Below are 20,892 nucleotides of genomic sequence, written 5' to 3'. Positions count from 1 at the left end.
TAGTGTATAATAATAAAAGAATTAGAAATCTTAGAAATATTGGCATTCTTGGTTGTGCAAGGAGGAGAAAATATGTTGGAAAAAATAGATTTGACGAAGAGTCTTAGTAAGACGGAATATAAAGAAAAGATGTTGGGATATGAATCGAAACTTGGGAAATTACAGCGGGAATGCAAAGAGTTAGGGATTCCCGTTATGATTGCCTTTGAAGGGTATGGAGCATCTGGAAAAGGAGTGCAGATAGCGCAATTGATTCAGGCACTTGATCCAAGAGGATTTGAAGTATATGCTGTGAAGAATGAGACAGAAGAAGAACGTATGCATCCTTTTTTATGGAGGTTCTGGACAAAGATGCCAGCGAAGGGCAGAATTGCAATCTATGACAGTAGCTGGTATCGAAAGGTTTTGGTGGATCGCTTTGATAAAAAAATGAAGAAAGAAGAAATTGAGGATGCATATCATTCGATTTGTTCATTCGAAGAACAATTAACTGCAGATGGAATGGTAATTATTAAAATTTTTCTGGCAATTGGGAAAAAGGAGCAGAAAAAAAGATTCGACAAATTGTTGAGTTCAGAAGAGACTTCATGGCGTGTGAGCAAAGGAGATTTAAAGAGAAATAAAGAATTTGAAAAATATCAGAAAATGAATGAGGAGATGCTAATGCGCACAGATACAGAATATGCGCCATGGCACATTGTTGAAGCAACTGATCGGAAGTTTGCAACAGCAAAGATTTATGCAATTGTAATCCAGACTTTGGAAGAAAGAATCAAAGAACAGAAAGTGAAAAAGGAAACAGAAGAAAGGGGACAAAAAGAGGAATTCCGGGTTAATGAATCGGAAAAAGATAAAAAATTAAAGGAATCAATTCTAGCAAAAGCAGATTTAAGCCTTTCTTATACAAAAGAGGAGTATAAAAAGCGCCTGGAAAAACTACAGAAGAAGATAGAAAAGCTTCACAGTGAGTTATATCGCAGAAGAATTCCGGTAGTACTTGCATTTGAAGGCTGGGATGCTGGAGGAAAGGGAGGGGCAATCAAGCGCCTGACAGAAAAAATGGATCCAAGAGGATATGTGGTTCATCCAACCGCATCTCCAAATGATATAGAAAAAGCACATCATTATCTATGGCGTTTTTGGACGGATATGCCAAAGGCAGGACATATAACGATATTTGACCGGACCTGGTATGGAAGAGTTATGGTGGAGCGAATTGAAGGTTTCTGCACAAAACAGGAATGGCAGAGGGCTTATAAAGAAATAAATGATATGGAATTGGATCTTACGAATTCAGGTGCAATTGTCTTAAAATTCTGGATGCAGATTGATAAGGATGAACAAGAGAGAAGGTTTAAAGCAAGACAGGCGAATCCAGAAAAGCAATGGAAAATAACGGATGAAGATTGGCGTAACAGAGAAAAATGGAGTCAGTATGAAGAAGCTGTAAATGAAATGTTGATTCGTACTTCCACACCCAATGCACCTTGGATTGTAGTAGAAGGAAATAGTAAATATTATGCAAGAATTAAAGTATTAGAAACTGTGGTGAATGCAATTGAAACTCGATTAAAGGAAAAAAAGAGATAAAGAGGTGGCAGATACATGACGATCAGGGAACAGTTAGAACTTCGGGAAATAGAATATTTGAGCCCATATGCGGCCTTAAGTAAGGATTCTGTGGGAAGAGACAGACCGGAACAAGAATGTGATATTCGTCCGGTATTTCAACGAGATCGTGATCGGATTCTGCATTGCAAATCGTTTCGTCGATTAAAACAAAAGACACAAGTATTTCTTCTTCCCAAAGGAGATCATTATCGAACCAGACTTACTCATACGCTGGAGGTTTCGCAGAATGCAAGAACGATTGCAAAAGCACTTCGTCTGAACGAAGATCTGGTAGAAGCAATTGCGCTTGGACATGATCTGGGCCATACACCATTTGGTCATGCCGGAGAACGCGCATTGAATCAGGTCTGCTCTTTGGGGTTTCAACATCAGGAGCAGAGCGTTCGGGTTGTAGAAATACTTGAAAAAGAGGGACAGGGACTGAACCTGACCTGGGAAGTGAGGGATGGAATCCGCAATCACAAAACCAGTGGAACACCGCATACACTAGAGGGACAGATTGTACGGTTGTCTGATAAGATTGCGTATATTAATCATGACATTGATGATGCGATACGGGGAAATATTTTAAGAGAAGAAGATATTCCGGAAAAATATCGTAAAATTCTGGGTGCAACTACAAAAAAACGATTGAATACAATGATTCATGATGTGATTACCAATAGTATGGATCAGCCAAGGATCTGTATGTCTGAAGAGATTCAGGAAGCGTCAAATGGGCTGCGTAAATTCATGTTTGAGCATGTATATTTGAATTCAAAGGCCAAAGGAGAAGAAGAGAAGGCGATTCGTATGGTGGAGGATCTGTATGAATATTACATTCACCATTTGGAACTTTTGCCACTGCAGTTTTTGGATATGCTTGAAAAAGGCGAGGCGGGAGAGGAACAGGTAGTCTGTGATTATATAGCAGGAATGACTGATACATATGCAGTTAAAAAATTTGAAGAATATTTTGTACCGGAATCTTGGAAATTTTAAAGGAAATCGGATGCTTTTGTCGAATATTATATATGAGGGCTTAAATTATGTATTATTCCGATGAACTAATTGAAGAAGTAAGATCAAAAAATGATATTGTAGATGTAATTTCCAGTTATGTGAAGCTACAGAAAAAAGGTAGTTCATACTTTGGGCTTTGTCCTTTTCACAATGAAAAATCACCGTCTTTTTCGGTAAGCAGACAGAAGCAGATGTATTATTGCTTTGGATGTGGCGCCGGAGGGAACGTATTTACATTTCTAATGGAGTATGAAAATTATTCTTTTGTAGAAGCATTGAAATATCTGGCAGACCGGGCAGGAGTAGAACTGCCTGAGCAGGAATATTCCAAAGAGGCAAGAGAACGTGCTGACACAAAGGCGATTTTGCTGGAGATCAATAAAGCGGCAGCGCAGTATTATTATGTTCAGCTGAAGAATAGTCAGGGGGCGCAGGCACTCGATTATCTGAAGAAAAGAAAGTTAAGTGATGATACTATTAAGGCTTTTGGACTGGGATATTCCAACAAATATAGCGATGATCTCTATCGATATTTAAGATCAAAGGGCTATCAGACAGAGATGATTGCGAAAGCAGGATTGATCAGTGTTGACGAAAGGCAGGGCGTTTATGATAAGTTCTGGAATCGGGTAATGTTTCCGATTATGGATGTCAACAATCGAGTTATTGGATTTGGCGGCAGAGTCATGGGAGACGCGAAGCCGAAGTATCTGAATTCGCCGGAGACTATGATTTTTGATAAGAGCCGGAATCTATATGGCTTGAATCGGGCCAGAAGTTCCAAAAAGCCATATTTTCTGCTCTGTGAAGGATATATGGATGTGATTTCTCTTCATCAGGCTGGCTTTTCGAATGCAGTGGCGTCGCTTGGAACTGCATTGACTCCGGGACATGCATCATTGATTAAGCGGTATGTGCAGGAGGTATACCTTACTTATGACAGTGATGAAGCTGGAACAAAGGCTGCGCTTCGTGCAGTGCCAATTCTAAGGGATGTAGGAATCACAGCCAGAATTATTCGGATGGAGCCATATAAAGATCCAGATGAATTTATTAAAAATCTCGGAGCAGAGGCTTTTGAAGAACGGATTCAAAAGGCAAGAAATGGATTCATGTTCAGCCTGGAAGTTCTGGAAAAAAATTATGATATGAATTCTCCAGAGGGAAAGACAGATTTTATGAAGGAAGCAGCTAAAAAGCTGACGGAATTTGATGAAGAGATCGAGCGGAACAATTACATAGAAGCGGTAGCAAAAGCTTATCATGTAGGTTTTGAAGATTTGCGGAAACTGGTCGGAAAGATGGCAATTCAGACAGGACTTGCCAAACCGGTGGAGCGGCCGAAGTCTTCACAGAATCGTGAAAAAGGTAAGGAAAATGGAATTGTCAAGTCACAGAAGATTCTTCTGACGTGGTTGATTGAGGACGAATCCATATTTCAGCAGATTAAAAAGTATATAACTCCGGAAGATTTTACCGGAGATATATATAGAACGGTGGCAGAACTCCTTTATCAGCAATATGAAGATCAGGATGTAAATCCGGCAAAGATTATGAATCATTTTACGGATGAAGAAGAACACCGGGAGGTTGCAAGTCTATTCCATACGAAGATTAAGGAATTGACAACCGTAAAAGAGCAGGAAAAAGCGTTGCAGGAAACCGTTGTTCGGGTGAAGAACCATAGTATTGAGGAAGCAACAAAAAAGCTTGACCCTACGGATATCAAGGGATTACAACGGTTGATGGATGCGAAAAGGGAACTGCAGGACCTCCAAAAACTGCATATTTCTATTAATTAAGGATAAAATATAAACAAGCAATGAGAGGATGGGCACTACATGGAAGAAAATATAGCAAAATTTGAAGAGAAACTCAAAGAGCTGGTAGCGCTGGGAAAAAAGAAGAAGAGTATTCTGGAAGTGCAGGAAATTAATGATTTCTTCTCGGATATGGATCTTGAATCCGAACAGATGGAGAAGATATTTGAATATCTGGAAGCAAATAATATTGATGTTTTGCGTATCAGTGGCGATGATGACGATGATATTGATGATGTGGATCTTCTGATTTCGGAAGAGGATGATGTGGATGTCGAGAAGATTGATCTGTCTGTTCCGGACGGAATCAGTATTGAAGACCCAGTACGTATGTATTTGAAAGAGATTGGAAAGGTGCCGCTTCTGACTGCGGAAGAAGAGGTAGAGCTGGCAAGAAGAATGGCAGATGGAGATGAAGATGCCAAAAAGCGCCTTGCAGAGGCGAATCTTAGATTGGTCGTAAGTATTGCCAAGCGATACGTTGGACGTGGAATGTTATTCCTTGATTTGATTCAGGAAGGAAATCTTGGACTGATCAAGGCTGTCGAAAAGTTTGATTATCAGAAGGGATTTAAGTTCAGTACTTATGCGACCTGGTGGATTCGTCAGGCAATTACCAGAGCAATTGCCGATCAGGCAAGAACGATTCGTATTCCTGTTCACATGGTAGAGACTATTAACAAATTAATCCGTGTGTCCAGACAGTTGCTGCAGGAATTAGGACGTGAACCTACGCCGGAAGAGATAGCAGCTGAGTTGGACATGCCTGTAGAAAGAGTTCGTGAGATTCTGAAGATTTCGCAGGAGCCAGTTTCTCTTGAAACTCCGATTGGAGAGGAAGAAGACAGTCATCTGGGAGATTTTATCCAGGATGACAATGTGCCAGTACCTGCGGAGGCGGCAGCACAGACTCTGTTAAAAGAACAGTTGGATGAAGTACTATCTACGCTGACAGAAAGAGAGCAAAAGGTATTGAGATTACGGTTTGGGATGAATGATGGACGTGCACGTACATTGGAGGAAGTAGGAAAAGAATTTGATGTTACTCGTGAACGTATTCGTCAGATTGAGGCAAAAGCACTTCGCAAATTGCGTCATCCAAGCCGCAGCAGAAAATTAAGAGATTATTTGGATTAAGAAAGAGGCGCCTATGGAACTATCAAAAAGACTTTATGCAGTTGCAAGTCTTGTGACAGAGGGCGCCTCTGTTGCAGATATTGGAACTGATCATGGTTATATTCCTATTTATTTGACTGAGCAAAAGATTGCATCAAAAGTGATAGCATTGGATATTAACAAAGGTCCATTGGAACGGGCAAGGATGCATATTATTGGGCATGGATTGAAAGATCAGATCGAGACAAGATTATCAGATGGACTTAAAGCGGTAGATCCAGGTGAAGTTGATACTATGATAGCGGCTGGCATGGGTGGAGGACTTGTGATTAAGATCCTGGAAGAAGGAAAAGATGTTGTTGATCAACTATATACTTGTATTCTTCAGCCACAGTCTGAGATACAGAGGGTTCGAGAATATCTGGCCACGAACCATCTTAAGATTATTGCGGAAGATATGGTGGAGGAAGATGGAAAGTTCTACCCTATGATGAAGGTGGTTCATGGGGAAGTTCAGCCTTACACTAGGTGTGAATGTCTTTATGGAAGATGCTTGCTGCAGCAGAGACATCCTGTCTTGGAAAAATACCTTCACAGGGAGATGGCAATTAGAGAAAGTATATTTCGTCAGTTGGAAAAAAGAAAAAACAGTGAGAGTGCAGCCGCTCGAATGGAAGAGATGCGAAAAGAAATTATCCTGATTGATCAGGCGCTGGGATATTTTCGCGAAAAGAAGTGATTATTCAAGGAGGGGCAGATACAACGATGATTTGCAAAGAGATTATAAAAATCATTGAAAATGCTTATTCCAGAGCATATGCACTGGAATGGGACAATGTGGGACTTTTGGCTGGCAGAGATGACAAGGAAGTACAGCGTATCTATGTGGCGCTGGATGCAACAGATGAAGTGATTGATGCGGCTTCTGCATACCATGCAGATATGTTGATAACCCACCATCCGTTAATTTTTAGTGGCTTGAAGAGAATCAATAATCAAGATTTTATTGGAAGACGTATCATAAAATTAATTCAGAATGACATATCCTATTATGCGATGCATACGAATTATGATGTAAAGGGAATGGCAGCGTTATCTGGAGAAAAAATGCAGTTTAAAGAGGCAGAAGTTCTGGAAGTTACGGCAGAAGACCCTGAAACAAATCTGCTGGAAGGAATTGGAAGAATTACAGAACTTACATCTCCAATTACTTTGCAGGTTTGTTGCCAGAAAGTGAAAGAAGCTTTTCAGTTAAACGAAGTGAAAGTATTTGGAGAGCTTGGACAGAAGGTGCAGAGAATTGCTATTTGTCCGGGCTCAGGAAAAAGTGTAATTCCAGAAGCGTTGAAAAGAAATGCAGATGTATTGATTACTGGTGATATTGGACATCATGAGGGAATTGACGCAAATGCACAGGGACTTGCTGTGATTGATGCTGGACATTATGGAATAGAACATATATTTATAGAGGATATGAAACAATATCTGGAAAAGAATCTGGAGGGAGTGGAAGTGATAGCCGCACCTGTCCGGCATCCTTTTCAAATGGTATAGAGCTTAGTGAGCAAAAAGGAGGCGCGCAATGGAAAAGGAAATGTATAACGTTCAGATTGGAGATGAAATCCGGCAGTATGAGTCTGGGACGACTTATCGGCAGATTGCGGAAGAATGGCAGGAGCAATATGAGAATGATATTGTTCTTGTGTTTGTGAACGGAAGATTGCAGGAACTCTTCAAAACGCTGAAAGAAGACTGCATCATACGATTTGAGACGACTGGAGACCCTATTGGACACAAGACGTATAAGAGAAGTATGAGTTTAATGCTGGTGAAAGCCATCTATGATGTAGCAGAGGTGGACACAATAAAAAAAGTAAGGATTCACTATTCTGTCAGCAAAGGGTATTATTGTACGATTGAAGGAAATGTGAACCTAAATCAAGAATTTTTAGCGCGGGTCGAAGCGAGAATGCAGGAAATGGTTTCTATGGATATGCCTATTAATAAGCGTACGATTCATACTTCAGAGGCAATCGCTCTTTTTGGTCAACATGGGATGTATGATAAAGAAAGGTTGTTCCGTTATCGCCGCGTCTCGAAAGTAAATATCTATAGTATGAATGAGTTTGAAGATTATTATTATGGATATATGGTGCCAAGCGCTGGCTATCTCAAATATTTCAAATTATTTCTGTATGATGAGGGATTCGTGATTCAGATGCCTGAACAGTCTGCGCCAAAAGTTGTTCCCCCTTTTGAACCACAGAATAAATTATTCCAGGTATTAAAAGAGTCAACGAAGTGGGGCGATATGCAAGGGATTGAGACGGTCGGTGCATTGAATGATAAAATTACCAAAAGTGATGTGCATGAGACGGTTTTGGTGCAGGAGGCACTTCAAGAGAAGAAGATAGCCGAGATTGCCGCGCAGATTGCCAAGCGACCAGAATTGAAATTTATATTGATTGCGGGTCCTTCTTCCTCTGGAAAAACAACATTTTCTCATCGCCTGTCTGTTCAGCTTCGGGCGAATGGTCTGGTACCGCATCCTATTGCAGTAGACAATTATTTTGTGGAAAGAGAGGAGAACCCAAGAGACGAGACGGGGGCCTATGATTATGAATGCCTGGAGGCTGTAGATGTAAAATTGTTTAATCAGCAGTTGCAGGATCTGCTTGCCGGAAAAGAAGTAGTGATTCCGAATTTTAATTTTGTGACAGGTCATAAGGAATATGGAACAAAAACGAAGAAACTTGGACCAAACGATGTCCTTGTGATTGAAGGGATTCATTGCCTGAATCCCAAATTAACAGAACATCTTCCGGATGAAAATAAGTTCCGGATTTATATCAGTGCGTTGACGCAATTAAATATTGATGAGCATAATCGTATTCCGACGACGGATGGACGGCTTCTCAGAAGGATTGTAAGAGATGCACGTACCAGAGGAGCCTCTGCTCAAAAAACAATCAATATGTGGCCGTCCGTAAGAAGAGGAGAAGAGAGGAACATATTCCCATATCAAGAAGAGGCAGATGTGATGTTTAATTCTGCGTTGATTTATGAATTAGCAGTGTTGAAAATCTATGTAGAACCTTTATTGTTTGGAATCAGCCCGGATGTACCGGAATATCAGGAAGCAAAACGTTTGTTGAAATTTCTGGATTATTTTGTAGGAATAGGAAGTGAAAATGTGCCGACAAATTCACTTCTGCGTGAATTTATCGGTGGAGGCTGTTTTCACGTATAATTAAGACGAGTGTTATAATAAAAAGCTCTGACGGATCAGTGCATCTATCAGAGCTTTTTGAATGTTAAACATTGGTATTAATCGTTGGAATGATAAATTGTTCTCAGGTGATCCATACGTGAAGCCATATTTGTCATCAGTAGATCGACAAGTGTAATAGCTGCCATTGATTCAACGACAACAACGGCTCTTGGAACAATTACAGGATCGTGACGACCGGTGATAGCAATAAGGGTATTTTGTAGATTTTTATCAATGGTTTCTTGCTCCTGGGAGATAGAAGGTGTTGGCTTGATTGCTGCCCTTAAAATGATAGGACTTCCATCGCTTAAACCACCCAATGTACCTCCGGCGTGATTCGTCTTCTTAGTAACTTTTCCATCTTCGGAATAGAAAGCATCATTATTACAGCTTCCTTTTGAAACGGAGGCCTGGAATCCATCGCCAATTTCGACTCCTTTTACAGCTCCGATTGACATGATAGCCTGTGCGAGTCTGGCGTCTAGTTTGTGGAAGACAGGGTCTCCAATTCCCACTGGCATTCCGTTGATTATGCACTCAATAATGCCTCCGGAAGAATCCTGACTTTTCATGCAATTCTCTAAATATTCACTTGCGATTTCAGCATATTTCTCATTCGGCATATAGAGCTTGTTGTTGGAAATACATGTGTAGTCGTAGTCAGATTCAGGGATTACAATATTACCGATAGCTTTCGTATAAGTAGTAATATGAATTCCGAGCTGTTCCAATATCTTTGAAGCAATTGCACCAGCGGCAACGCGACCAATAGTTTCTCTTCCAGAAGTCCTTCCGCCACCGCGATAATCACGAAATCCATATTTGCAGTCAAAAGTATAATCGGCATGTCCGGGACGATAGCAGTCTTTGATTTTGCCATAATCTCGAGAACGTTGATCTTCATTGTGGACAATTAAGGAAATTGGGGTACCAGTTGTGTATCCTTCAAAAATACCAGAAAGTATTTCCACTTGATCGGATTCGTTTCGGGCGGTCGTGAACTTACTCTGCCCAGGTTTCCGTCGATCTAAGAACTGCTGTATATCCTCTAGAGTGAGGGGGAGTCCTGCAGGACATCCGTCAACAACTACACCAATTGCTGGTCCGTGAGATTCTCCCCAGGTTGTGATTGTAAATAATGTTCCATATGTTGATCCTGCCATAGATAAATCTCCTTTTTTATTCTATATAATCAGATGTTTTATTTTCACATAGTCCATTATATTATAGAATAGAAAAAAAACACAACCAGCAATTGTATTCTCTTCAGGAAATCTTCATTTATTTTTTGCATTTTTTTCTGTACTTTTGAATATATGCATATTATAATAAAATGACATGATAATTATTATTGAGGTGTAAGGTGAATGGAAGATAGAGATAAAAAAGCTGATGAGATTGTAGAGGAGACCATGAAAGAAATTTTTGAAGATCTCAACAATTCAGAAGCTTTTCAAGAAACGGAAGATAAAAATGAAGAAATATATATGGATAGCGATGATATACCTTCTGATGACGATTCTTCTACAACAGAAGAATTAGAAGAAGATGATGATTTTGAAGATTCAGATGAGGAAGAAGATGATGATCAGGCAGATATGGAGGAGAAAGCGGCCAGAAAGAAAAAGCACAAAAAAACTGCTGCAATTATAATTGGAAGCATTTTTTGTGTTTTGCTGCTTATATATGTTGGATTTGCAATTTTCTTTAATAATCATTTTATGTTTTATACAAAGATTAACGGTATAGATTTTTCGTTGAAAAATGTTAGTCAGGTAGAAGCATATATGGAACAACAAGTAAAAGATTATGTTCTGACGTTGGAAGAATCTGATGGTGATAGAGAAGAAATCAATGGTTCTGATATTTCTTTGGAATATGTGCCTGGAGATGAATTAAAAAAACTTGTGAAAGAGCAGGATAATTTCTTGTGGATTACATCTTTATGGAATCATCCGGAGATTGAAGCAGAAGTTGGTGTGAAATACGATGCAGATTCGTTGGCTGCTATTATTAGTAATCTTGAGTGCATGAAGGAAGAGAATCAGACAGTTTCTGTAGATGCACATCCGGAATTTCAAAATGATCAATTTGTAGTTGTCCCTGAGGTTGTGGGGACTCAGATCAATATAGAAGTATTCAGTGAAAAAGTAGAAGAAGCGATTAATGGATTTCAGCCAACACTGGATCTCTATGAGACAGGATGTTATATATTGCCTAGATTTCTGTCTGATTCAGAGGAAGTCATTGCTGCAAAAGATGCTATGAACAGTTATCTTGGAGCTAATATTACTTATGATTTTAACCCTTATACTGAAGTAGTGGATGCATCTGTTATATCTCAATGGGTGAGTGTGGATGCAGATATGAATGTAACTTTTGATGAAGGGGCTGTCAGGGCATATGTACAGTCTCTGGCGAATAAGTATGATACCAAAGGAAAATCAAGAAACTTTACTACAGCGACCGGTAATGTGGTAACAGTTGAAGGTGGAAGTTATGGATGGAAGATTGATCAGGAAGCAGAGTATAATGCATTGATTGCGAATATTCAAAATGGTGAGACAGTGACAAGAGAGCCTAATTATGTCAGTCGTGCAGCCAGCCATGAAGGAAATGATGTAGGGAGTACATACGCAGAGGTGGATCTTACTGCACAGCAAATGTATTTTATACAGGATGGTCAGGTGGTTCTACAGTCTGGTGTTGTAACTGGTAACCCTAATAGAGGAAATGGAACCCCGCAGGGTGTCTATACTCTGGCTTATAAAGCATTAGATCAGACTTTAAGAGGTACAAAAAAGCCGGATGGAACATATGAATATGAGACTCCGGTGAAATATTGGATGCCGTTTAATGGAGGAATTGGCTTCCATGATGCTACCTGGCAATCGTCATTTGGAGGATCAAGGTATTTAACAAATGGCTCACATGGGTGTGTGAATTTGCCATATGATGTAGCCGGACAATTGTATAACCTGATATCAGCGGGAACTCCAGTAGTTTGCCATTATTAAATAGAATATTTTGAAGAATGAGGAAAAGACCATGTATGAATTGATAAAAAGAGATGGTCTTGCCAAAAGAGGAAGATTACATACAGTGCATGGGGTCATTGAGACCCCTGTATTTATGAATGTGGGAACAGCGGCTGCAATCAAGGGTGCAGTTTCTACGACTGATCTGCAAGAAATTAAAACGCAGGTAGAGCTTTCTAATACATATCATCTTCATGTTCGACCTGGAGATGAAGTGGTGAAAAAGTTAGGAGGACTTCATAAGTTTATGGTCTGGGACAAGCCGATTTTGACCGATTCCGGCGGATTCCAGGTTTTTTCTCTGGCAGGACTTAGAAGAATTAAAGAAGAAGGTGTTTATTTTAATTCTCATATTGATGGAAGAAAGATCTTCATGGGACCGGAGCAGAGTATGCAGATTCAATCGAATCTGGCCTCTACCATTGCCATGGCATTTGATGAGTGCCCTTCAAGTGTAGCGGAAAAAGAGTATATTGAAAATTCTGTAGACAGAACAACACGATGGCTGAAACGGTGTAAAGAAGAGATGGATAGGCTGAATCAACTGCCGGATACGATTAATCAACATCAGATGTTATTTGGAATTAATCAGGGTGGTATTTATGAAGATATCCGTATTCGTCATGCACAGGAAATTGCAGAATTGAATCTTGATGGATATGCTGTCGGAGGGCTGGCTGTTGGAGAGTCTCACGAAGATATGTATCGAATTCTGGATGCAGTTGTTCCGTATCTTCCGGTAGATAAGCCAACCTATCTTATGGGGGTAGGAACTCCGGTGAATATATTAGAAGCTGTTGATCGTGGTGTTGATTTTTTTGACTGTGTTTATCCAAGCAGGAATGGCCGCCATGGGCATGTATATACCAATCAAGGTAAACTTAATCTATTTAATGCAAAATATGAGTTGGATGACAGTCCAATAGAAGAAGGTTGCCAATGCCCTGCATGTCGTACTTATTCTCGGGCATATATCAGACATTTGCTGAAGGCAAAAGAGATGCTGGGGATGCGCTTATGCGTACTTCACAATTTGTATTTCTACAATACAATGATGGAAGAGATTCGTCAGGCCATTGATGAAGGAAATTATCAGGAGTATAAAAAAAGAAAAATTGCCAGTATGTTGAAAAAAGAAGCATAAAAAATGATGAATTCAAGAAAATTACTTGATGAAAGTTGCAATATTGTGTATGATAGCAATAGTGTTTAAAGATATTAGGAGGAATTAATATGTACGCATTAGCATCACAAAGTTCAGGTGGAAGCTGGGTATTACTGATTATTGTATATGCAGTTATTTTTGGTGGTTTTTGGTTTATTTTTATAAGGCCACAGAAAAAGGAGCAGAAAAGAGTTCAGGCAATGATCTCAGAGATGGAAGTCGGAGATACAGTATTGACAACAAGTGGTTTCTATGGTGTTATTATTGATATCAGCGAAGAAGATGTCATTGTAGAATTCGGAAGCAACAGGAATTGCCGTATCCCAATGCAGAAAGCAGCAATAGCACAAGTAGAAAAAGCTTCAGCAGAATAAAAGGAAAACGTAAAAAGACCCTTAATCAAAAGGGGTCTTTTTTTGTTGCTTTGAAGGAGGTGCGAAAGGATTTTTGGGAAAATTCCTGTTCCCCTGTAGATTGCACAAAATTAGATACATAGCTTTAAATGATAATTACTGTCTATAATCCCATTGATATTTTTTTCACAAGATAATATACTGTGCGGGCAAACGGTAATAAGTAGAGAAAGAAAGGGGATAAAAGTCAATGAGACAATGTGAACAGTGGATAGGATTTGAAGGCAAAAATTGGAGAAATTCTGTTGACGTCCGTGATTTTATTCAGAATAATTACAAACCTTATGAAGGAGATGAGTCTTTTCTGGTTGGTCCGACAGATGCAACGAATCAGTTATGGGGTAAGTTGCAGGAACTGCAAAAAGAAGAGCGTGCAAAGGGCGGCGTTCTTGATATGGAGACAGAGATTGTATCAGGACTTACTGCATATGGACCTGGCTACATTAGTGAAGAGTTAAAGGATTTGGAAAAGGTGGTAGGCCTGCAGACAGATAAACCTCTTAAGAGAGCATTTATGCCTTATGGGGGAATCAAGATGGCAGAGCAGGCTTGTACTACCTATGGGTATCAACCAAGCGAGAAGCTTCATGAGATTTTTACAAAATATCATAAAACACATAATCAGGGAGTATTTGATATCTATACACCTGAGATGAAGAAGGCGCGTCATAATAAGATTATAACAGGTCTTCCGGACACATATGGAAGAGGACGTATTGTTGGTGATTATCGTCGAGTAGCTTTGTATGGTATTGATTTTCTGATTGAGAAGAAACATTATGATTTTGAGCGTTACGCAAGACATGGAATGAAAGGAACGGATTTCCGCCTTCGTGAAGAGATTGCAGATCAGATCCGTGCTTTGGAGCAGATGAAAGAAATGGCAGCTGTATATGGATTCGATATTTCTAAACCTGCGAAAGATGCAAAGGAAGCAGTACAGTGGTTGTATTTTGGATATCTTGCAGCAATCAAGACTCAGAATGGTGCGGCCATGAGTGTTGGGCGTATTTCTACTTTCCTGGACATTTATATTGAAAGAGATCTTCAGAATGGAACTTTGACAGAAGCGGAAGCACAGGAATTAATTGACCATATGGTCATGAAATTCAGAATGGTTAAATTCGCAAGAATTCCTTCTTATAATGAATTGTTCTCTGGAGACCCGGTATGGGCAACTCTGGAAGTGGCAGGTCTGGGACAGGATGGACGTTCTATGGTAACAAAGAATGACTACCGTTTCCTCCATACATTGGAAAATATGGGACCATCACCAGAGCCGAACCTGACGGTTCTCTATTCTGAGAGATTGCCTGAAAACTTCAAGAAGTATGCAGCGCATATTTCCGTGACGACCAGTTCTATTCAGTATGAAAATGATGATGTAATGCGTCCGGTATGGGGAGATGATTACAGTATCTGTTGTTGCGTATCTGCGACTCAGACCGGAAAAGAGATTCAGTTCTTTGGTGCACGTGCGAACCTCGCAAAATGCCTGTTATATGCAATTAACGGTGGTATCGATGAAAAATCAAAACAGCAGGTAGGACCGGCATATCAGCCGATTACAGCTGAATATCTTGACTATGATGAAGTAATGGAAAAATATGATGCAATGATGGAATGGCTGTCAAAATTATATGTAGATACCTTGAATATGATTCATTATATGCATGATAAGTATTACTATGAAGCAGCTGAAATGGCGTTGATTGATACAGATGTCAGACGTACATTTGCAACAGGAATTGCAGGATTCTCACATGTGGTAGATTCTCTGAGTGCTATTAAGTATGCGAAAGTAAAAGTGCTTCGTGATGAGAATGGTCTTGCCATAGGATTTGAGCCAGAAGGAGAATTCCCAAGATACGGGAATGATGATGACCGTGCCGATGATATTGCAATCTGGATTCTGAAGACATTTATGCATAAACTGAGCAAATGCCATACATACAGAGATTCTGAACCAACAACTTCTATTCTTACGATTACATCCAATGTTGTATACGGTAAGGCAACAGGATCTCTCCCAGACGGAAGAAAAGCTGGTGAGCCGCTTGCGCCAGGTGCCAATCCATCTTATGGTGCGGAAAAGAACGGACTTCTTGCATCATTGAATTCTGTAGCTAAGCTTCCATATGAACTTGCGCTGGATGGTATATCTAATACACAGACCATTAGTCCAGGTGCGCTGGGACACGATGACAAAGAGCGTACAGAGAATCTGGTAAATGTAATGGATGGATATTTCAGACAAGGAGCTCATCATCTGAACGTGAACGTATTTGGTACAGAGAAATTGATTGACGCTATGGAGCATCCGGAAAAACCAGAATATGCTAATTTCACGATCCGAGTATCAGGATATGCTGTAAAATTCATTGACCTGACACGTGAGCAGCAGATGGATGTTATTGCAAGAACATGCCATAAGGAAATGTAATTATATACAAATGTAAACTTGAAACTATGGTTAAAAAGGGCAAGATAATGACAAAAGGATATGTTCATTCTTTGGAAAGCTTTGGATCTGTAGATGGACCAGGCGTCCGATTTGTGATATTTACGGCCGGCTGTGCCATGCGCTGCCAGTTCTGTCATAATCCGGATACCTGGAATCTGCAGTCGGGGACGATCTATACAGCAGACGAACTGATTGAAAAGGCATTAAGATACCGTTCTTACTGGGGAAGTACGGGAGGTATTACCGTCAGTGGAGGAGAACCCCTCTTGCAAATAGATTTTTTGTCAGAGTTATTTCAGAAGGCGAAAGCAAAAGGGATTCACACAACGTTGGATACCAGCGGTAATCCATTTACAAGAGAAGAGCCATTCTTTGACAAATTTCAAAAACTCATGAAGTACACCGATTTGATTCTGTTGGACGTTAAGCATATAGATGATGAGCAGCATAGAATCCTCACCGGATGTACTAATGAAAATATTTTGGACCTGGCGAAGTACTTGTCTGATATTAAAAAACCAGTCTGGATCAGACACGTATTAGTACCAGAACGAAATGATAAAGACGAGTATCTGATGAAACTACATCAATTTATTGAAACACTTGATAATGTAGAAAAAGTAGAAGTACTTCCATACCATACTTTAGGAGTATACAAATGGAAAGAACTTGGAATAGAATATGAGTTGAAAGATATTGCTCCGCCAACACAGGAGCGGATAAAGAATGCAAATCTGATATTGGGGACGGAGGAAATTTAAATTTCCTCCGTCCCCAATTAAATATTCTTACATCTTTGAGCATAAAGTATTGTGATAAGAATGAGAGCGTGTAGGAATTGGAATGAAGAAGCAGAGGATTATTGTGATGTTGTGTCTGATAGTTATGGTGAGTGGCATATATAGTTATCAGATATCGCAATCGAGAACTGTAGAGACTGTGGATTTGATGAAGGATGAGAATAAAACTTTTATTCAGTGGGTGGAATTTAATGTAACTTGTGATGCAATGAAACAGGCCTATGAATACGATGTAAAGACTTATGGGGAGAAGATTCATCTGAACTGGGTGGAGCTATTGGCATATTTGGGGGCAAAATATGGTGGTGATTTTTCAAATTATCAATCAAAGGATATGAAAGAAATCGCAGATTTGTTAGTCGAGGGAAAGATTTCAGTTAATGAACTGTCAAAAAATATGCAGTATTTTGACTATTACCGGGAAGCTTATGGTGCTGTGCTGGATGGCTTGGTAGGGGTCTATGAGATGGAACAGCCTAAAGAAGATAAAACAACTGAAAAGGTTTGGAAAAAAGTATATGGTCTTAAAGGGTTTCACCCTATTGCAAAAGGATTCCCATATTCTGATTATGATGATTTTGGGGTGTCTAGAAGTTATGGATATCAGAGAAATCATCTGGGACATGATATGATGGGGCAAGTCGGAACACCGGTGATTGCGGTGGAATCAGGGTATGTGGAAGAGCTTGGATGGAATCAATATGGTGGATGGCGTGTCGGAATCAATAGCTTTGATGGCAGACGTTACTATTATTATGCACATCTCAGGCAGAACCGTCCTTATGCGGAGGGATTAAAAAAAGGAGATATTGTGCAGGCAGGAGATGTCATTGGATATATTGGAAGGACTGGATACAGTACAGAAGAAAATGTAAATAACATTGATGAATATCATTTGCATTTTGGTCTTCAATTAATATTTGATGAATCACAGCGAGAAGGAGATAATGAGATCTGGATCAATTGTTATGAATTGGTCAGATTTCTTTATCAGCATCAGTCAGAAGTGCAACGAAATGATGAGACGAAAGAATGGACGCGATTATATCAGATGAAAGACCCTGCTATTGAGTAATGTAAAGATGAAAAGGATTTTACTGATTGAATTTGCATAAATATACTTGACTTACATTATAATTATAAACAATTTCTGATAAATATCTATTTCTAAGATGTAAAAACTGCATGAATCGACATTGAATCGACAATTTAGTCAATTAAAGTCTTGAAACATGAATAGAAATAAGATAATATAAGTGGTAAAGATTTTTTGTCTTAGGAAGGATGAGAATTATGAATCTGAAAATTGGAGTTATTAAAGGGGATGGAATCGGACCGGAGATTGTAGCGGAAGCCATGAAAGTGTTGGATAAAGTTGCAGAAGTATACGGACATACCTGTGACTACACACAACTTTTAATGGGAGGAGCATCTATAGATGTACATGGGGAGCCGCTTACAGATGAGACAGTAGCAACGGCGAAATCCTGTGATGCAGTGTTGATGGGATCCATTGGGGGAGATGCCAAGACTTCACCATGGTATCAGTTGGAACCATCCAAAAGACCTGAAGCAGGCCTTTTAAGAATTCGCAAGGAACTGAATCTATTTGCTAACTTAAGACCTGCAATTTTGTACGATGAATTAAAAGGTGCATGCCCGTTAAAAGAAGAGATTACAGAAGGTGGTTTTGACCTGATGATCATGAGAGAATTGACGGGTGGTCTCTATTTCGGTGAAAGAAAGACTGTTGAAAAAAATGGCGTTATGACGGCGTACGATTCCCTTACATATAATGAAAATGAGATTCGTCGTATTGCCAAACGTGGTTTTGATATTGCGATGAAAAGAAGAAAAAAAGTGACCAGTGTTGATAAGGCAAATGTGTTAGATTCTTCCAGACTCTGGAGAAAAATTGTAGAAGAAGTTGCCACAGAATATCCAGAAGTGACATTGGAACATATGTTAGTTGATAACTGTGCAATGCAGCTTGTAAAAGATCCAAAACAGTTTGACGTAGTACTGACAGAAAATATGTTTGGCGATATTCTGTCTGACGAAGCAAGTATGGTTACTGGATCCATCGGAATGCTTGCAAGTGCAAGCCTTAACGAGACCAAATTCGGTCTTTACGAACCAAGCGGTGGATCTGCACCAGATATTGCGGGTAAAGGAATTGCCAATCCGATTGCAACCATTCTATCTGCAGCTATGATGCTACGCTTCAGTTTTGATTTAGATCAGGAGGCAGATGCAATTGAAGCAGCAGTCCAAAAAGTGCTGAAAAAAGGATATCGGACCATTGATATTATGTCTGATGGAAAGAAACAAATCGGTACAGTCGAGATGGGAGATCTGATTGCAAGTTACATTTAGGTGCAGGGCATTTAACATTTAGGTACACCACAAAATTAATATAGGGACGTAGTATTTTTTAAAAATACTACGTCCCCAGGAGGATAGATATGAGAAGTGATACAGTTACAAAAGGGAAACAGCAGGCGCCTCATCGTTCTTTATTTAACGCATTGGGGCTTACAAAAGAGGAGATGGAGAGACCGTTAGTAGGTATTGTCAGTTCTTATAATGAGATCGTTCCGGGGCATATGAACCTGGATAAAATCGTGAATGCAGTCAAGCAGGGAGTTGCCATGGCAGGGGGAACGCCAATTGTATTTCCGGCAATTGCAGTATGTGATGGAATTGCGATGGGACATATTGGTATGAAGTATTCTCTGGTCACCAGAGATCTTATCGCGGATTCTACGGAAGCTATGGCAATGGCACATCAGTTTGATGCATTGGTCATGGTACCGAATTGTGATAAGAATGTGCCAGGACTTTTGATGGCTGCAGCCAGAATTAATGTGCCGACAATTTTTGTGAGCGGTGGTCCAATGCTGGCTGGACATGTAATGGGACAGAAGAGAAGCCTTTCCAGTATGTTTGAAGCAGTTGGAGCAAATGCAGCGGGTACCCTTTCGGATGAGGGATTGTGTGAATTTGAAAATAAAGTTTGTCCGACATGTGGTTCTTGTTCCGGTATGTATACTGCGAACAGCATGAATTGTCTGACGGAAGTGTTGGGTATGGGCCTTGGTGGAAATGGTACTATTCCAGCGGTATATTCAGAAAGAATCCGCCTTGCAAAACAAGCAGGCATGAAGGTTATGGAACTTTGGGAGAAGAATATTTGTCCGAGAGATATTATGACAGAGGATGCAATTTTAAATGCGTTAACTGTGGATATGGCATTGGGATGTTCAACAAATAGTATGTTGCATCTTCCAGCAATTGCACATGAAATTGGCATGGACTTTGAAATCGATTTTGCAAATGGAATCAGTGAGAAGACTCCAAATTTGTGTCACCTCGCACCGGCTGGCCCAACTTATATGGAAGATCTTAACGAAGCTGGTGGTGTTTATGCCGTTATGAATGAATTGAACAAGAAAGGTCTCCTTCATACAGAATGTATGACCGTTACCGGTAAGGCAGTAGGTGAAAATATCAAAGATGCAGTCAATAAGAACCCGGAAGTTATTCGTCCAATCGATAACCCATATTCTCAGACTGGCGGTCTTGCAGTATTAAAAGGAAATCTTGCGCCGGATGGAAGCGTTGTAAAACGTTCTGCAGTAGTGGAAGAGATGTTAGTGCACGAAGGACCTGCAAGAGTATTTGATTGTGAAGAAGATGCAATTGATGCAATCAAAGGCGGTAAGATTGTCGCTGGTGATGTTGTTGTTATTCGCTATGAAGGGCCAAAAGGCGGACCGGGTATGAGAGAAATGTTAAATCCGACTTCTGCAATTGCAGGAATGGGTCTTGGTTCTAGTGTGGCATTAATTACAGACGGCCGATTTAGCGGAGCATCCAGAGGAGCATCTATCGGTCATGTGTCACCGGAAGCGGCAGTCGGTGGACCAATCGCATTGGTAGAAGAAGGCGATATTATCAAGATTGACATTCCTAACCTGAAGTTAGAAATCGATGTTTCTGATGAAGAGCTGGCAAAGAGAAAAGAAGCATGGAAACCAAGAGAGCCAAAAGTAACAACTGGTTATCTGGCAAGATATGCATCTATGGTGACATCCGGAAACCGTGGGGCAATTCTGGAAATACCAAAGAATTAAGAAAAGATACTATAGATAGAACAGGAGAGCTTAAG

Annotated in this window: 16 protein-coding genes; 15 read left to right on the top strand and 1 reads right to left on the bottom strand. The window is 40.0% G+C overall.

From position 1 onward, the window contains the following. The first annotated feature begins 72 nt into the window (after positions 1–72). From pap to ABE613_RS05105, 7 genes are read left to right on the top strand one after another with little or no spacing between them, the layout of a single operon-like run. Entirely contained in the window at positions 73–1,590 is a 1,518-nt protein-coding gene (pap, locus tag ABE613_RS05135; RefSeq protein WP_235231863.1) for a polyphosphate:AMP phosphotransferase, read from the top strand. Positions 1,591–1,605: 15 nt separating this feature from the next. Then, entirely contained in the window at positions 1,606–2,613 is a 1,008-nt protein-coding gene (locus ABE613_RS05130) for a deoxyguanosinetriphosphate triphosphohydrolase (protein WP_235231864.1), read from the top strand. A gap of 47 nt (positions 2,614–2,660) precedes the next feature. Continuing rightward, positions 2,661–4,436, top strand: coding sequence for a DNA primase (gene dnaG / locus ABE613_RS05125; RefSeq protein WP_235231865.1), 1,776 nt, complete (start codon positions 2,661–2,663; stop codon positions 4,434–4,436). A 39-nt stretch (positions 4,437–4,475) separates the two neighbouring features. Beyond that, positions 4,476–5,591, top strand: coding sequence for an RNA polymerase sigma factor RpoD (gene rpoD / locus ABE613_RS05120; protein WP_235231866.1), 1,116 nt, complete (start codon positions 4,476–4,478; stop codon positions 5,589–5,591). 13 nt (positions 5,592–5,604) lie between these two features. Then, a complete protein-coding gene (locus tag ABE613_RS05115; RefSeq protein WP_235231867.1) occupies positions 5,605–6,309 on the top strand; it encodes a tRNA (adenine(22)-N(1))-methyltransferase in 705 nt (234 codons plus the stop codon). Positions 6,310–6,335: 26 nt separating this feature from the next. Beyond that, complete coding sequence (locus ABE613_RS05110; RefSeq protein ID WP_235231868.1) at positions 6,336–7,124, top strand: Nif3-like dinuclear metal center hexameric protein; 789 nt, start codon at positions 6,336–6,338, stop codon at positions 7,122–7,124. A 28-nt stretch (positions 7,125–7,152) separates the two neighbouring features. Further along, positions 7,153–8,820: a nucleoside kinase gene (locus ABE613_RS05105; RefSeq protein WP_235231869.1), complete on the top strand. Its 1,668-nt coding sequence runs from the start codon at positions 7,153–7,155 to the stop codon at positions 8,818–8,820. A gap of 77 nt (positions 8,821–8,897) precedes the next feature. On the opposite strand, the gene aroC is transcribed toward ABE613_RS05105, so the two are convergent. Next, a complete protein-coding gene (aroC, locus tag ABE613_RS05100) occupies positions 8,898–10,004 on the bottom strand; it encodes a chorismate synthase (RefSeq protein WP_347375855.1) in 1,107 nt (368 codons plus the stop codon). Between the two features lie 204 nt (positions 10,005–10,208). Between aroC and ABE613_RS05095 the strand changes: the two genes are divergently transcribed. From ABE613_RS05095 to ilvD, 8 genes are all read left to right on the top strand, one after another. Then, positions 10,209–11,858 (top strand): L,D-transpeptidase family protein, encoded by a 1,650-nt coding sequence (locus ABE613_RS05095; protein ID WP_347375854.1) that lies wholly within the window; start codon positions 10,209–10,211, stop codon positions 11,856–11,858. A 31-nt stretch (positions 11,859–11,889) separates the two neighbouring features. Further along, positions 11,890–13,023 (top strand): tRNA guanosine(34) transglycosylase Tgt, encoded by a 1,134-nt coding sequence (gene tgt / locus ABE613_RS05090; protein WP_347375853.1) that lies wholly within the window; start codon positions 11,890–11,892, stop codon positions 13,021–13,023. An 89-nt stretch (positions 13,024–13,112) separates the two neighbouring features. Then, the gene (gene yajC / locus ABE613_RS05085; protein WP_235231873.1) at positions 13,113–13,418 is read left to right on the top strand and encodes a preprotein translocase subunit YajC; all 306 of its coding nucleotides are present in this window, start codon (positions 13,113–13,115) and stop codon (positions 13,416–13,418) included. 229 nt (positions 13,419–13,647) lie between these two features. After that, entirely contained in the window at positions 13,648–15,900 is a 2,253-nt protein-coding gene (pflB, locus tag ABE613_RS05080; RefSeq protein ID WP_235231874.1) for a formate C-acetyltransferase, read from the top strand. 47 nt (positions 15,901–15,947) lie between these two features. Continuing rightward, positions 15,948–16,682, top strand: a complete 735-nt coding sequence (pflA, locus tag ABE613_RS05075; RefSeq protein WP_347375852.1) for a pyruvate formate-lyase-activating protein — start codon at positions 15,948–15,950, stop codon at positions 16,680–16,682. 82 nt (positions 16,683–16,764) lie between these two features. Further along, positions 16,765–17,796 carry a M23 family metallopeptidase gene (locus ABE613_RS05070; RefSeq protein WP_235231876.1) on the top strand — a complete coding sequence of 344 codons (1,032 nt, stop codon included), beginning with the start codon at positions 16,765–16,767 and terminating at the stop codon, positions 17,794–17,796. A gap of 218 nt (positions 17,797–18,014) precedes the next feature. Next, entirely contained in the window at positions 18,015–19,097 is a 1,083-nt protein-coding gene (gene leuB, locus ABE613_RS05065; RefSeq protein WP_235231877.1) for a 3-isopropylmalate dehydrogenase, read from the top strand. 89 nt (positions 19,098–19,186) lie between these two features. Further along, positions 19,187–20,857 (top strand): dihydroxy-acid dehydratase, encoded by a 1,671-nt coding sequence (ilvD, locus tag ABE613_RS05060; protein WP_347375851.1) that lies wholly within the window; start codon positions 19,187–19,189, stop codon positions 20,855–20,857. Positions 20,858–20,892 lie beyond the last annotated feature (35 nt).

It is taken from the genome of Dorea chungnamensis (assembly GCF_039832125.1).
In the GTDB taxonomy this organism is placed as follows: Bacteria; Bacillota; Clostridia; order Lachnospirales; family Lachnospiraceae; genus JAFBIX01.
This window is presented reverse-complemented; position numbering and strand designations above follow the sequence as displayed.

Excerpts from the sequence above, each read along its gene's own strand:
- leuB (WP_235231877.1), top strand. The coding sequence starts at position 18,015 with ATGAATCTGAAAATTGGAGTTATTAAAGGGGATGGAATCGGACCGGAG.
- pap (WP_235231863.1), top strand. The coding sequence starts at position 73 with ATGTTGGAAAAAATAGATTTGACGAAGAGTCTTAGTAAGACGGAATAT.
- ABE613_RS05130 (WP_235231864.1), top strand. The coding sequence starts at position 1,606 with ATGACGATCAGGGAACAGTTAGAACTTCGGGAAATAGAATATTTGAGC.
- aroC (WP_347375855.1), bottom strand. The coding sequence starts at position 10,004 with ATGGCAGGATCAACATATGGAACATTATTTACAATCACAACCTGGGGA.
- tgt (WP_347375853.1), top strand. The coding sequence starts at position 11,890 with ATGTATGAATTGATAAAAAGAGATGGTCTTGCCAAAAGAGGAAGATTA.
- pflB (WP_235231874.1), top strand. The coding sequence starts at position 13,648 with ATGAGACAATGTGAACAGTGGATAGGATTTGAAGGCAAAAATTGGAGA.
- ABE613_RS05110 (WP_235231868.1), top strand. The coding sequence starts at position 6,336 with ATGATTTGCAAAGAGATTATAAAAATCATTGAAAATGCTTATTCCAGA.
- dnaG (WP_235231865.1), top strand. The coding sequence starts at position 2,661 with ATGTATTATTCCGATGAACTAATTGAAGAAGTAAGATCAAAAAATGAT.
- ABE613_RS05115 (WP_235231867.1), top strand. The coding sequence starts at position 5,605 with ATGGAACTATCAAAAAGACTTTATGCAGTTGCAAGTCTTGTGACAGAG.
- yajC (WP_235231873.1), top strand. The coding sequence starts at position 13,113 with ATGTACGCATTAGCATCACAAAGTTCAGGTGGAAGCTGGGTATTACTG.
- ABE613_RS05070 (WP_235231876.1), top strand. The coding sequence starts at position 16,765 with ATGAAGAAGCAGAGGATTATTGTGATGTTGTGTCTGATAGTTATGGTG.
- ABE613_RS05095 (WP_347375854.1), top strand. The coding sequence starts at position 10,209 with ATGGAAGATAGAGATAAAAAAGCTGATGAGATTGTAGAGGAGACCATG.
- ABE613_RS05105 (WP_235231869.1), top strand. The coding sequence starts at position 7,153 with ATGGAAAAGGAAATGTATAACGTTCAGATTGGAGATGAAATCCGGCAG.
- ilvD (WP_347375851.1), top strand. The coding sequence starts at position 19,187 with ATGAGAAGTGATACAGTTACAAAAGGGAAACAGCAGGCGCCTCATCGT.
- rpoD (WP_235231866.1), top strand. The coding sequence starts at position 4,476 with ATGGAAGAAAATATAGCAAAATTTGAAGAGAAACTCAAAGAGCTGGTA.
- pflA (WP_347375852.1), top strand. The coding sequence starts at position 15,948 with ATGACAAAAGGATATGTTCATTCTTTGGAAAGCTTTGGATCTGTAGAT.